6 protein-coding genes are annotated in these 15,190 nt (G+C 40.1%); 3 read left to right on the forward strand and 3 right to left on the reverse strand.

Translation table 11 applies throughout. The features are described 5' to 3' along the window. Positions 1 to 226: 226 nt before the first annotated feature. The 3 genes from glgB to AB8M93_RS12540 form a co-directional block, all read right to left on the reverse strand. Positions 227 to 2,128 (reverse strand): 1,4-alpha-glucan branching protein GlgB, encoded by a 1,902-nt coding sequence (gene glgB / locus AB8M93_RS12530; RefSeq protein ID WP_489671759.1) that lies wholly within the window; start codon positions 2,126 to 2,128, stop codon positions 227 to 229. Between the two features lie 577 nt (positions 2,129 to 2,705). Next, the gene (treS, locus tag AB8M93_RS12535; RefSeq protein ID WP_373058159.1) at positions 2,706 to 6,032 is read right to left on the reverse strand and encodes a maltose alpha-D-glucosyltransferase; all 3,327 of its coding nucleotides are present in this window, start codon (positions 6,030 to 6,032) and stop codon (positions 2,706 to 2,708) included. A 15-nt stretch (positions 6,033 to 6,047) separates the two neighbouring features. Further along, positions 6,048 to 8,024, reverse strand: coding sequence for an alpha-1,4-glucan--maltose-1-phosphate maltosyltransferase (locus tag AB8M93_RS12540; protein WP_373058161.1), 1,977 nt, complete (start codon positions 8,022 to 8,024; stop codon positions 6,048 to 6,050). A gap of 174 nt (positions 8,025 to 8,198) precedes the next feature. Here AB8M93_RS12540 and treZ point away from each other — a divergent pair, with 174 nt between their 5' ends. The 3 genes from treZ (at position 8,199) to treY (ending at position 15,186) form a co-directional block, all read left to right on the forward strand. Continuing rightward, positions 8,199 to 10,013 (forward strand): malto-oligosyltrehalose trehalohydrolase, encoded by a 1,815-nt coding sequence (gene treZ, locus AB8M93_RS12545; protein WP_373058163.1) that lies wholly within the window; start codon positions 8,199 to 8,201, stop codon positions 10,011 to 10,013. Between the two features lie 107 nt (positions 10,014 to 10,120). Continuing rightward, entirely contained in the window at positions 10,121 to 12,547 is a 2,427-nt protein-coding gene (locus tag AB8M93_RS12550; protein WP_373058165.1) for a DUF3536 domain-containing protein, read from the forward strand. Beyond that, complete coding sequence (gene treY, locus AB8M93_RS12555) at positions 12,544 to 15,186, forward strand: malto-oligosyltrehalose synthase (protein WP_373058167.1); 2,643 nt, start codon at positions 12,544 to 12,546, stop codon at positions 15,184 to 15,186. The genes AB8M93_RS12550 and treY overlap by 4 nt, the downstream gene beginning before the upstream one ends. The last annotated feature ends 4 nt before the right edge of the window (positions 15,187 to 15,190 follow it).

The raw sequence follows: 15,190 nt of genomic DNA on the forward strand, positions 1-15,190 counted from the left end.
ATGAAGAAAGGGTTCGACTTTAAGTAATAAAGCCAAACCCCTTTATTTAAAACTTACACACTTTACGGGATAGTGTCTTATAAACCTTCGATGATAGATTCAGAATTCTATTTCTCAGGGCTTTGGTAATTTTCAGCAGTTTTTATAATTTAAATTAACCATATAAAAAAAGCCGTTTACCTATTTAGTAAACGACTTTCTTTTCTTAAAGCTAATATTTAGTAAATTATCTTTTCTTCAGATAAATTACACCCATAGGAGGGAGGGTTAAAGCAATAGAATAGTCTTTTCCATGTGCAGGTAAAGCTTTTGCCTCTACATCTTCTCTATTTCCTACATTGCTTCCTCCAAACTGCTCGTCATCTGTATTTAGAATTTCGTACCATTTTCCTTTGGAAGCTACACCAATACGGTAATTTTCCCTTGGTACGGGAGTGAGGTTACACACCACCATTACATTATCTTTTTCATTCTCTCCTTTTCTGAAGAAGCTAATAATACTATTTTCTGAATCGTTAATATCAATCCATTCAAAACCTTCGCTTTCAAAGGCTTTTTCATACAGGGCGGGCTCTTCTTTGTAGATTTTATTTAATGCCTGAAGAGTGGCCTGTATTTTCTTATTTGGTTCATTTTCAGTTTCGTGCCAGTCCAGACTGGAATCATGGTTCCACTCTGTTTTTTGGGCAAATTCAGCTCCCATAAACAGCAATTTCGTGCCGGGATGAGCATACATATAGGCGTACAAACTCCTCAAATTGGCATATTTATTCCAGTCGTCTCCGGGCATTTTATTAAAAATCGCCTGCTTTCCATAGACCACTTCATCATGCGATAGCGGAAGCATAAAATTTTCAGTGAATGCATAATTGGTACTAAAGGTAATCGTATTTTGATGATGCTTCCTGTGAATAGGGTCTTTCTGAAAATATTCCAGCGTATCGTGCATCCAACCCATCATCCATTTCATTCCAAAACCAAGTCCGCCAATGTAAGTAGGTTTGGAAACCATAGGCCAGGCTGTGGATTCTTCAGCAATAGTCATAATATCTGGGTATTCCCCATAAACCACTTCATTAAATTCCTTCAGAAAACTTATGGCCTCCAGGTTTTCATTACCGCCAAATTCATTTGGTTCCCACTCTCCGTGTTTCCTGGAATAATCCAGGTACAGCATAGAGGCCACAGCATCTACACGTAAACCGTCTGCGTGAAATTTATCTATCCAGAATAAGGCATTGCTTATTAGAAAGGAGCGAACTTCATTCCTTCCGTAATTAAAGATATAGCTTTGCCAGTCTGGATGGAAGCCCTTTCTAGGATCTGCATGCTCGTATAGAAAAGTTCCGTCAAAATAGTGCAGGCCGTGCAAATCTGAAGGAAAATGCGAAGGCACCCAATCCAGGATAACGCCTATTCCTGCTTTATGTAAGGATTCTACCAGAAACATAAAATCCTGTGGACTACCATACCTGCTGGAGGGCGCAAAATATCCAGTTACCTGGTAACCCCAGGATCCAAAGAAAGGATGCTCCATTACCGGCATAAATTCCACATGCGTAAAGCCTACTTCGCTTAAATAAGCCGGTAAATCTTCAGCAAGCTCCCTATAAGTTAATGATCTGTTCTCTTCTTCAGGTTTTCGCTTCCAGGAACCTACATGCAATTCATACACAGAAACAGGTTTGCTCTTCTGTGCGTTTTTACTGCGCTGTTCCATCCAGTCCTTATCTTCCCAGGAGTTTTCTATGTCCCATACCACAGAAGCGGTTTGGGGAGGAGTTTCCCAACGGAAGGCGTAAGGATCGCCTTTTTCTGCCTCATAGCCGTTATTAGACTTTATAAAATATTTGTAAAGGCTGCCATTTTTTGCTTCAGGAATAAAAACTTCCCAAATTCCTGAATGGTCAAAACGCACATTCATTGGATTCTTGCCGCGGTCCCAGCCGTTAAAATCTCCTATTACAGAAACTTTTTCAGCATTAGGTGCCCATACGGCGAAGTATATCCCCTCTTTTCCTTTATGTTGAACTGCATGAGAACCAAACTTTTTATATAAATGATAATGTTTACCTTCTTTAAAAAGATGCACATCATAGTCTGAAAATAAAGAAAACCACTCCGGCATTTCCGCAGGAGATTCTCCACCAGCTGCTATTTCTTCCTTTTTGGAATCCTCTTCAGGCAGTACTTTATCCACCGCCTTCTTTACGGTTTTTCTCACGGTTTTCTTTTCCGGAAGAATATCTTTGGCGGTTTTCGTAATTTTATCCTGGGTTTCTTCATCTGGAATAATTTTGTCTGTAACTCCTTTTACGGCTGAAGAAACACTTTCTACAGCAGATGAAGATTTTCCCTTAGATGTACTCGTTTTAGGCTTTGCTGCTTTTTTCGCTGAAGCCTTTTTAGCAGGAGGCTTTTTCTCTGAAGCCGTGGTTTTACCAGCTCCTGTTTTTTTTGTTTTGGGAACCTTTTTGCTTCCGGTAATAATCTGTTTTGCCGAAGAAGCATCCTTTTTTGTTCCAGTTGCTTTGGAAGCGGCTTTTTCTTTTGTGCCGGTCTTTTGCTTTGCAGCCGTAGTTGTTGGTTTCTTTTCGCCAACTCCTTTGAGCCCTTTTACTTCACCTGAAGTATCCTTAGCTTTGGCAGATTTTGCTGTTCCGGTTTTAGCTTTTGAAGTTATTTTTTTGTCTTTATCTGTAGTTTTATTTTCTTTCTTTGCCATCTCTGTACCTCCCTATTATTGATTTTATGCCCCGCAATGGAATTAATACCCAGCCGGGACGGTTATTTAGTTCGTAATTAAGTTCGTATACTGCTTTTTCAAGCAGAAAAGTATCCATCAGGACATCATAATCTTCCTGATCTTCCGGGATAAACTTGTTCTTTCCAACATTTTTAGAATATCCCTTTAAATATAATCTGGTAACATAGTAATACCAGGATTCTGCCCAGTCCTCCAAATCACCATCTCTTCTTTGCTGGTCAAATTCCGGTTCCATTATGGTGCTGTACGCAGCGTAATGAAAGGATCTCACCATTCCGGCAACATCCCGCAGAGCAGATCTTTTTAGCCTTCTTTCACTAAACGCACGGGCAGGTTCGCCTTCAAAATCTATAATGATAAAATCTTTACCTGTCCAAAGAACCTGGCCAAGATGATAATCGCCATGCGTTCTTATTTTCATTACCGGGATCTTATGTGCAAAAACCCGTTTAAAGCACTTGAGCACGTCGCTCTTCATATCCAGAACTTCCTTAGCCTCAGCTTTCACTTCGTCCGGAAGATTCTTTAAATTCTTCTGAAGATTGGTAAAGCTATTGCGCGTTAAGGATTGTAAAGAAGAGAACAGGGAACGCTGATAGTGAAGCGAAAATTCTTCATGTTCAAAATCTTCTTCTTCAGGATGTGCCGCCAGTGCTTTATGCATTTCAGCAGTGCGTTTTCCTAACAATGAGATGCGTTCCGGAAAAATTGCTCCCATAAGATCCTGCATATCCTTTGGGATTTCTTTGAAACTTAAAGGTATGGTAAGATCCTGTTTCGCAGGGAGCAGTTTAATTTCTTTAGACCGCGTCATTACATTCTCATAGTACCGGTTTATGGCATCTTTGGTATAATCCCACGCATCTCCCTGATTGGGAATTAAATCCTGCATCATCCCCAGCACAATTATATTTCGCGCTCCGGATTTTAGTTCCAGCGCACCTCGAAACCTAGGAGCATTTTCATAATCTGTTTTTTCTGAAAGATACCTGGTGATCTCCAGATCCGGGTTTATGGTATTATCGAGCTTCCTGTAGAGTTTAAGGAAATATTTGTTATCAAAAATTAATGAAGTATTGCTTTGTTCGGCATTCAGAATTTTAGAACTCAGGGTTTCCGAATCTATTCTTATTTCTTCATCTCCATGATAAAAATTAAGGCTTTTCTTGCCACTGCCCAATTTTTTATTTTTCCTGATATTGTTGAAAATATTATTTCTAAACTCCTCATTATAAACAGCATCGAAGAGAACACCTTCTTCTTTTCCCACCGTAAGGCGTGTAATTACCGCTTTTTCGGGAATCTCCCTAATCTCTTCTTCTTTATGATAAGGCACGAAAGCCATTGGAAGCTGGTACACTTCCGGAAGGCCATCATTATAGTTAATTTCAATAGTTATAAGTGTTGCAGGCAGCTCTTTTACGGGAATATCTATTTTGTTGTTTACAGAAATATTCTGGATCACCCGGGATTTTCCACCAAACCACCTGCAGGAGTTAAGATAAACGGGTAAAACCTTTGTTTCCAGTTTTGTCTGCACTTTCATTTGGAGCAATTCACTCCATTCCTTTACTTTTAGTGCAGGAACATCAGCTTTTTCACTCTGTTCCCTGTCTTTCTCCAGTACAAACCAGTAATAGCCGTGGGGCCCCATGGTAAAAAGGTATGGCTTTTCAGAAATCCTTGGAAATTTATTATGGCTAAACACTTCAATTGGGGTATAGCCTTCATATCCCTCAAGCTCCAACTCTGCTGCCTGTGGAAACCTGGAAAGGTTTCCAAGCACCAATATATCTTCCTCCTCATAGGTACGGGTATAGGCTATTATCTTAGAATTTGAAGGAGAGAGGAAATTAATATCACCTCTTCCAAAAGCTTTAAACCTTTTTCTCATTCCAATAATCCGCTTCATCCACCAGAGCAGGGAAGAGGAGTTCATCTGCTGGGCTTCTACATTTACGGCTTCATATTTATATTCCGGGTCAATAATAGCCGGTAAATAAAGCCTTTGAGGGTTTGCTGAAGAAAAACCCGCATTTCTGTCAGCCGTCCATTGCATGGGTGTTCTTACCCCATCCCGGTCTCCCAGGTAAAAGTTATCTCCCATCCCAATTTCGTCACCATAATATATTACAGGAGTGCCGGGAAGAGAGAACAGCAACACATTCATCAATTCAATTTTATTGCGGTTATTCTCCAGCAAAGGTGCCAGACGGTGGCGGATGCCTACGTTAATTTTGGCCTGGGGATCTTTGGTGTAAACTTTATACATATAATCCCTTTCCTCATCGGTCACCATTTCCAGCGTTAACTCGTCATGGTTCCTGAGGAAAATTGCCCATTGGCAGGTATTTGGAATATCGGGAGTCTGGTCTATAATATCTATAATTGGATAACGGTCTTCCATTTTTACTGCCATGAACATCCTGGGCATGATGGGGAAATGATAATTCATATGACATTCATCTCCATCGCCAAAATAGGCTGCGGAATCTTCCGGCCACATATTTGCTTCAGCCAAAAGAAGCTTATTATCGTAATTTTTATCTATATGTGCTCTTAATTTTTTTAGAAATTCATGCGTTTGTGGTAAATTCTCACAGTTGGTGTTTTCTCTTTCAAACAAATAAGGCACCGCATCCAGCCTAAAACCATCTACTCCCATTTTACACCAGTAATCCATGATCTTAAAGACTTCCTGTTGTACTTGCGGATTGTCGAAATTAAGGTCTGGCTGGTGAGAAAAGAAACGGTGCCAGAAGTAAGCTTTTGCCACGGGATCCCAGGTCCAGTTCGATGGTTCAGTATCTGTAAAAATAATCCTTGCGTCTTTATATTTCTGCGGATCGTCGCTCCATACATAATAGTTGCGATAATCTGAATCTGCAGGGGCCCTTCTGGCTCTTTGAAACCATGGATGCTGATCTGAAGTGTGATTAATAACCAGCTCGGTAATAACCTTAAGTCCGCGTTTGTGTGCCTCCTTAATTAACTTCTTAAAAACTTTCACGTCACCGTAGGAGGGGTTGATGTTGTAATAATCTGCAATATCATACCCGTCATCTTTTAGTGGCGAAGGATAAAAAGGCAAAAGCCAAATAGCAGTTACTCCAAGATCTTCAAGATAGTCTAGTTTTTGAAGCAGGCCCTGGAAGTCTCCAATTCCGTCTCCATCACTATCAAAGAAAGCTTTTATATGCAATTCATATATTACCGCATCTTTATACCAATGCAGGTTATCATCAATATTAATAGGGTTACTCATAATTATATTTGGATTTTATCTCTCATTCATATTTTCAACGCGTAGGATATGTGCAGGTTGCGCATGTGGATGCAGCTCCACGTAGTTCCATTCATTTTGCCATATATACCTGGAAGCGGTAAGAAGATCTACAACGGCAAAAGGTTCATGTCCCCTGAGTTCCAGTTCCTGCAGCGGCACTTTTACCCATCCGGACTGGGTATGGTCCGGATCAAGGTTAACAACGACCAGCAGTTTATTCCCGCTACGTTTATCTACTTTACAATAAGATAAAATCTGGTCATTATCTGTTTCAGCAAAAGTGATGTTATAGGTGGATTGAAGCGCAGGATTTTCATTCCTGATGCTGTTTAGCTGGCTAATAACTTCTTTTGTTCTGGTAGGCCTGTACCAGTCCCAATTCTTAATTTCGTATTTTTCAGATCGTGTATATTCTTCTTTCCCGGGATAGGGTTCATTTAAGCCGAATTCGAAAAGAGGGCCGTAAATTCCATAATTAGAAGAAAGTGTAGACGCCAGAATTATTCTTATTAAAAAAGAAGCTTCGCTTTTATGTTCCAGCGAAATTGGCAAAATATCTGGGGTATTAGGCCAGAAGTTTGGCCTGAAGTATTCCCTTAGTTCTGTTTTGGTAAGCTCTGTAAGGTATTCCTGGAATTCCTGCTTTGAGTTTCTCCAGGTAAAATAGGTATAAGATTGCGTAAACCCTACTTTTCCCAATTCTTCCATAACTCTGGGCCTTGTAAACGCTTCAGCTAAAAATATGATTTCTGGATTTTTCACATTGATCTCTTTAATAAGCCATTCCCAGAAAATAAAAGATTTTGTATGGGGGTTATCTACCCGAAAGATTTTTACGCCTTTGTCTATCCAGTATTCCACCACACTTTTTAACTCCTTCCAAAGGTTTTCCCAGTCTTCCGTTTCAAAATTTACGGGCAGTACATCCTGGTATTTTTTAGGTGGATTTTCAGCATACTGCACTGTACCATCCGGCCGCCATTTAAACCACTGCGGGTGTTCTTTTACGTATGGATGATCTGGGCTGCACTGGATGGCAAAATCTATGGCGACTTCTATTCCATTTTTTTCAGCTTTTTTAACGAAAGAGGTGAAATCTTCTATAGTACCTAATTCCGGATGGATCGCTTTATGCCCTCCTTCCTCAGAGCCAATGGCCCATGGAGAACCCGGATCTCCAGGTTGGGCTTCTGTAGCATTGTTCACCCCTTTTCGGTGACTTATTCCAATAGGATGAATGGGGGGCAGGTAAACAACATCAAAACCCATATTGGCAATTTCCGGCAATATTCTTTCAGAAGATTTAAAAGTCCCGTGTTCTCCAGGATTTTCTGCGGTAGAACGGGGGAAAAACTCGTACCATGCACTAAATAGCGCTCTTTTCCTTTCTACTTTAACCTGCAGGTTCTTGTGGTAACGGGTTGCTCTTTCCCTATGCCTGGTTTGATACATAACAGTGGTAACGGCATCTTCAAAGACCTTGGCAAGGGCTTCCGCTTGTTTATTTTCATCGCGCAGAAGTTTTATCCAGTTGCGCAACTGCTTCTTTTGCGAGGCGTTGGCATGATCCAGGGCTTTTTCCATAAGTTCAGCGCCAATGAGGATTTCCAGGTTCACATTTTGCTGCGCAGCAATTTTCTTTTTAAGGTCACTTTTCCAGGTGGAAAAATGATCTATCCAGGCTTCAATGGTATATTCATAAATCCCCGGTTGTGTTCCTTCAAAAGCAGAAGACCAATGATCATTCCCTTCATGAATCATAGGGATCTCTTCCCAGTTTCTTTCCTCTTCATCTTCCGTTGCAACCTGCCGGTAAAGTAGCACGGCATCTATTAAATCATGCCCGTCCCCAAAAATGTCTGCCTCAACTTCTATTCTTTCATTAACAATCCTTTTTATTTGAAATTTCCCGCATTCTATTTGCGGAGAAACATTTCTGATACTCGCTCTTTTTTGCCCTTCTGACTTCATGAAAATAATATTTCTGAATTAGTGTATATTCCATGAGTGCCCATGAAATACGAATTTTTTTATCAAAACTCTTTTAAAGGTAAAGAAGCATGTTAAAACGGCTAGTTAAATTATTATTAAACATCAATAATTATAATTTATCATTACTAGCTTTGGACTAGAACGAATTTATTTTTGAGAAGATTTATGGAGCATAAAGCGGGAGCAGTATATAATGAAAATGGTGAGTGTGAGTTTACCGTATGGGCACCTTCGGCAAAGAAGGTTGAGCTGATTTTTAAGGATAGCAAAGATCCTGTGTTACTGGAACAACAGGAAAAAGGATACTGGAGTATCGTACTGGATCAAATAAACCCGGAGATTCTTTATAAATACCGGCTGGATGGTGAAAAAGAACTTCCAGATCCCGCTTCCAGGTATCAGCCTGAAGGAGTTCACCAATGGTCCCAGGCAATAAATCAACATTCTTATAGTTGGAACGATGATGCCTGGAAAGGCCGTAGCATGGAAGAACTTATCATCTATGAACTTCATGTAGGAACTTTTACAAAGGCAGGGACTTTTAAAGGCATTCAGGATAAACTTGATCATTTATTGGAGTTGGGTATAAATGCTATAGAAATTATGCCTATTTCGGCATTTCCCGGGGGTAGAAACTGGGGCTATGATGGGGTGTATCCTTATGCGGTGCAGGAAAGTTATGGTAGCAGCGAAGCTTTAAAAGAACTTATTGATACCTGCCATGCAAAAGGGATTGCAGTAATTCTTGATGCCGTTTATAATCATATGGGGCCTGAAGGTAATTATCTTGCAGAATATGGTCCTTATTTTACTGAAAAATACAAAACTCCTTGGGGAAAGGCTATTAATTTTGATGATGCATTTTCCGATCCTGTGCGTAATTTTTTTCTCGGTAGTGCGATAATGTGGTTAAAGGAGTATCATTTTGACGGCTTACGCCTGGATGCTATTCATGAGATTATAGATCGTGGTGCAAAACATATCTTAAAAGAACTTAGCGAAAGGGTAGACCTTCTGGAAGAGGAATCCGGCAGGAAATATGTATTAATTGCCGAAAGTGATCTTAATGATACCAGGATCATCGACAACTATTCTCATGGGGGTTACGGCCTGGAAGCGCAGTGGGTGGATGACTTTCATCATTCCTTGCATACCTTGCTCACAGGAGAAAATGATGGATATTATAAAGATTATGGAAACCTGAACCAGATGGCCAAGAGTTTCCGGCAGGCATTTGTTTATGATGGTATCTATTCCAAATTTAGAAAAAGAACAATAGGGAACAATCCAAGGGAACTGCCTTCTTATAAATTTGTGGGATGTATTCAAAATCATGACCAGGTGGGAAACAGGATGTTGGGGGACAGGCTAACGAAGCTGGTTTCTTTGGAAAAATTAAAGCTGGCAGCTGGGGTGCTGTTAACTTCTCCTCTGGTTCCTATGCTTTTTATGGGAGAAGAGTTTGCAGAAGATCAGCCTTTCCAGTACTTTGTAAGCCATGGCGATCCAGATTTGGTGAAAGCAGTACAGGAAGGTCGCAAAAGGGAATTTGAATATTTTAATCATAAGCAGGGAGAATTTCCAGACCCACAGTCAGAAGAGACTTTTAATCGTTCCAAGCTTCACTGGAACTTCCGGGAGGAAGCGCATAAAGAAGTAATTTTCAGGTTCTATAAGGAGCTCATTAGTTTGCGAAAAAAAGGAGTTTTCAGCAATTTCAGAGAAAAAGAAATTCATACGGAGGTCATGGAAGATAAAAAGCTCCTTTCGGTCTCTGCAGGGAATTTAAGCATCTACTTTAACTTTGGTTTAGAAAATCAGGCATTTACTATTCCTAATGAAAAAGCAAAGATTATCCTGGCTTCAGCAGATAAAGAATGGAGCGGGCCGGCAGATTTTTCTTCAAACTCCGATATTTATAAAATTTTGAACATACCACCGGAATCCCTAATTATTTGTGAAAGTTAAGGAATCAACATTCTTTAATAAATTTATAATTATCTTTTGAAGCTACTTAAGCTGCCAGGTGGAAATTTAAATTCTGAGGCAGTAGGATATTTACCAAATAAAAAAATATGAAAGAAAAATATATTTGTATTCATGGTCATTTTTACCAACCGCCCAGAGAAAATCCCTGGTTAAATAAAGTTGAGATTCAGGATTCTGCGTATCCCTACCACGACTGGAACCATAGGATTAATGCGGAATGTTACATTAGAAATTCTTCTTCCCGAATTCTAAATTCAGAAGGGAAAATAGGAGATATTATGAACAATTATGCCTGGATGAGTTTTAATATTGGACCCACCCTGCTGGCCTGGATGCAACATGAAGCTCCGGAAACCTATGAAGGGATTTTACAGGCAGATAAAGAAAGCATGAAGCGTTTTTCTGGGCATGGTTCTGCGCTGGCACAGGCTTATAATCACCTAATCATGCCCCTGGCAAACCAGAGAGATAAGGAGACCCAGGTAATATGGGGGATTGAAGATTTTAAATCTCGTTTTGGGCGTGATCCGGAAGGAATGTGGGTTGGAGAAACTGCAGCTAACACAGAAACTTTGGAAACGCTCGCCAAGCACGGAATTAAGTTTACCATTTTGTCTCCCTATCAGGCAAAAAGAATGCGAAAAATTGGAGATGAAAAATGGCAGGATGCTACAGATGCCAAAGTAGATCCACGCAGGCCTTACTTATGTAAACTGCCTTCAGGAAATACCATCACTCTCTTTTTTTATGATGGTCCTGCTTCTCAGGGAGTAGCTTTTGAAGGACTTCTGGATAATGGAGAACGATTTGCCAATAGGCTGCAGGGCCAGTTTAATGGCGAAGACAATGTGGAGCTGGTGCATATAGCCACAGATGGGGAAAGTTATGGTCACCACCACAGGTTGGGTGAAATGGCCCTGTCTTACTGTCTTGATTATATTGAAGAAAATGAGGAGGCAGAGCTAACTATTTATGGAGAATTTCTTGAAAAATTTCCTCCGGAATACGAAGTTGAAATTATTGAGAACACCTCCTGGAGCTGTTACCATGGGGTAGAACGTTGGAGAAGTGATTGTGGGTGTAACACTGGGGGGCATGCAGACTGGAATCAGAAGTGGAGAGCCCCGCTAAGGGAAACCTTTGACTGGGTTCGGGAGCAGTTAATCATTCTTTATGAAAAGGAGATGAAGAAATATACCTCCAGCCCCTGGGAAGTTAGGGATAAATATATCCAGGTAGTCCTGGACCGCAGTGAAGAAAATGTCCAGCTATTTTTAAAACAGCGATTTGGTGGGGATTTAAAGGAAGAAGAAAAAGTAAAGTTGCTCAAACTTCTGGAAATGCAATATCATGCTATGCTCATGTATACCAGTTGCGGTTGGTTTTTTGACGAGGTTTCCGGGATAGAATCCATGCAGGATATTTTCTATGCAAAAAGAGCAGTGCAGCTGGCAGAAGAAATTAGCGGCGAAAATTATGAGGATACTTTTGTAGAATATCTGGACAAGGTCCCCAGCAATATGCCCGAGTTTAAATCGGCAAAGGTGGCGTATGACAAATATGTAAAGCCAATGGCCCTGGATATGATTCGTATAGGAGCACATTATGCGGTATCTTCTCTTTTTGAAGATTTCCCTGATGAGGTGAGCCTTTATAACTTTAGTGCAACCACGAAAGAACAACACTTTTATGAAGCCGGAAAGCAGAAACTTGTTGTGGGAAGAACAGAGTTCCGATCAGACATTACCTGGGAAAAAGTAGATATTTCCTATGCCGTGCTACACATGGGGGACCATCACTTGTTTGGAGGGGTAAGGCCTTATATGGGTGCTGAAGCCCTTGAAGAACTGCATAATAATGTTGCTGAATTTTTCCAGAAAGGAAATGTATATGAAATCTTTAATATGATGGATACCTACTTTGGGAACCATAATTATTCCTTTTGGCATTTGTTTAGGGATGAACAACAAAGCATAATGGATCTGGTTATGGAGAACAACCTGAAGGGAGCGGAAGGTGCGATACAGCAGGTTTATGAAAACAGTTATCCCCTGCTGCAAACTTTCAGAGAAATTCATATGAAAGTGCCTAACAGGCTAAGACTTCCGGCAGAGCTGGCTTTAAATACAAAATTGGGAAATGAATTGAAAGAAGATGATTTTAATCTTAAAAACTTTAAAGCCCTTATTCATTCGGCTAAACAAATAGACGTTAATCTGGACGTGGTTACCCTAAGTTTCTTAAGTGATAAGCGGCTTAATGCTCTAATGAGACAATTAAGGGAGAATCCAAGCAACATTGAGTTAATGAATTGCATTAACGAATTTATTGAACTATTGCATGAAAGTACCCTGGAACCCGAAACCTGGGAAGCACAAAATATTGTTTTTAGGATGAGGGAAGAAGAACTGGATTCGGCGAGCCGGGTTGGCGTGCACGAAAATTCCAGAAGGGAAGAGTGGAAAGATTCGTTTTTACGGCTTACCAGAAATCTTAATCTCGCTGAAGCATGAGCATTCCGGTTACCACCTACAGAGTACAGATGTCACCCAACTTCACCTTTGAAGATTTAAAGGAGATTATTGACTATCTGGACCAGCTGGGAATATCCACCATATATTCCGCACCTTTTTTTAAAGCGCGGGAGGGAAGCACCCATGGGTATGATGTGGTAGATCCTTTCATCATTAATCCTGCAATAGGGAAGCTGGAAGATTTCAGGGAGCTTTGCAATACCCTACAAAAGCGCAAAATGGATTGGCTGCAGGATATTGTGCCTAACCACATGGCTTTTGACAGCAGCAATCCCTGGCTACATGATATTTTTGAATTAGGCCCTGCTTCAGTTTATTACAAGTACTTTGATATAAATTGGAATTACAAAGGCTGGAACAAAGTAATGGCGCCCTTTTTAGGGGATTCGCTGGAAGAAATAATCAGTAGAAAGGAACTAAAGATAATCTTTGATAATGGGAGGTTCGCCTTACAATATTTTGATCATATTTACCCTATCGCGGCAAAATCTTATGCCTTTGTACTTGGAGAAGAAGGTGCAGGCTGGCAAAAAAAGTTTAAAGATTTTTCTGAAAAAGCTGAAACCTGGCAACAATTAAAATTGGATTTTCATAAGGAAGTTCAGAACGATGCAGGTGTTAAAAGTAGTCTTTCCCAAAGATTGAAGCTCATTAATGATCAGCCAGATAAAATGGAGCAACTTCTGGAATTACAATTTTTTAAGCCTGTACACTGGAAAACCACTGAGAGTGAAATTAATTATCGCAGGTTTTTTACCATAAATGACCTTATTTGCCTAAGCATGGAAAATGAGGAGGTTTTTGTAGCCTATCATTCTTTTATGAAAAAACTACTTGATACAGGCTTAGTAAAGGGGTTGCGGGTAGATCATATAGACGGACTTTTTGATCCGGAAGGTTATACGCGCCAACTTAGAGCACTTGTTGGAAAGGATGTATATCTTATTGTGGAAAAAATTCTGGAAGCAGAAGAAAAGTTGCCGGTTTCCTGGCCCGTTCAGGGAACCAGCGGTTACGAATTTCTTGCGCAGGTGAATCATTTATTTACCGCTTCAGAAAACAAAGAATTTTTTAGTGAACAATATCATAAACTGGCGTCTGAAATACCGGAATATGAAGATATGGTTTACAAGAAAAAACTTTTTATTCTGAAGGAAAGAATGGGAGGGGAACTTCATAATCTTATGATGTACCTTAAACAAAATGATCTACTGGCTGAAGATCTTAAAGAAGAGCACATTAAAGAAGCTTTAAGCACTTTTCTCGCCGCTTTTCCAGTTTACAGGGTATATCCGCAGGAATACCCACTGGATAATTTAGAGGTGGAAATCATTGATAAAGCTTATCGTTCAGCCTTAGAACGGGAAACTCATCTCCGGGCAGCGCTTTCTTATCTCAAATCAATTTTAACAGGGGAAGCTGGGAATAAAGATAAATGCCTTTATTTTCTTAAGAGATGCCAGCAGTTTAGCGGCCCTTTGGCGGCCAAGGGAGTGGAAGACACCAGCTTCTATATTTATAACAGGCTGATCCTGCATAATGAGGTAGGGGATTCTCCGGAAAACTTCGGGATTTCAGTAAAAGAATTTCATAAAAAGATGCTGGAAAAAAAAGAAGATTTTCCGCATGCAATGAATACCACAGCCACTCATGATACCAAACGTGGGGAGGACAGCCGGATGAGACTGGCAGCTTTAAGCGAATTTCCAGCGGAATGGTTTCAAAAAGTTAAGGAATGGAAGGAAATAAATAAGTCCTTCAAAAACAAAAATGCTCCAGATGTTAATGAGGAATATTTCATCTACCAGGCTTTAGTGGGAGCTGTTCCATTTAATGATTATGATAAAACTGAATTTTTACAACGCACTAAGGATTACCTTCAAAAGGTAATGAGGGAAGCCAAAGTAAATTCCAACTGGTCCAGCCCAAATGAGGAGCATGAAACTGCGGTTTTTAAATTTACAGAGATAATAGCAGAACATCCTGATTTTCAAAAAGCTTTTGATCCTTTTCAAAAAAAAATCGCTGCTCTAGGTGTGATAAAATCCCTGGCGCAAATCTGTATAAAATATACGGTTCCCGGGGTGCCGGACACCTACCAGGGTACCGAGCTGTGGGACTTGAGCTATGTAGATCCAGACAACAGGAGGCCAGTAGATTATAAAGCGCGTAGGAAATATCTCGAAGAAATAAGTAATCTTAAAAGAGGTGAAGAGAAGGCGTACCTGCAAAAACTAAAGAAGAATCCCAGCAATGGAAAAATTAAGTTTTATGTGTTGCATAAGTTAATTACCCACAGGAGCAAAAATGCCCTGTTATTTGAAAATGGTAATTATCTTCCTTTAGAAATTTCAGGAAATTTGCAGAACAAACTCATAGCTTTCGCCCGTAAGTTAGAGGGAAAATGGAGTATTACTGTTGCTCCTGTACTGCTAAGACCATACTATGAAGAGCTTACGCCAGATGTTGAGATGCTTAAAGAATCATTTTTGCGCCTGCCGGAGAATATTCCAGGGAATTTCAAAAATATTTTTACCGCTGAAATATATGAGGAAAATAAGATTGAGATAAACAAACTTCTCGGGAATTTTCCTGTAGCGGTCTTAATTAATAATTAATTTG

It is taken from the genome of Autumnicola aciditolerans (assembly GCF_041679265.1).
Taxonomy (GTDB): Bacteria; Bacteroidota; Bacteroidia; order Flavobacteriales; family Flavobacteriaceae; genus Autumnicola.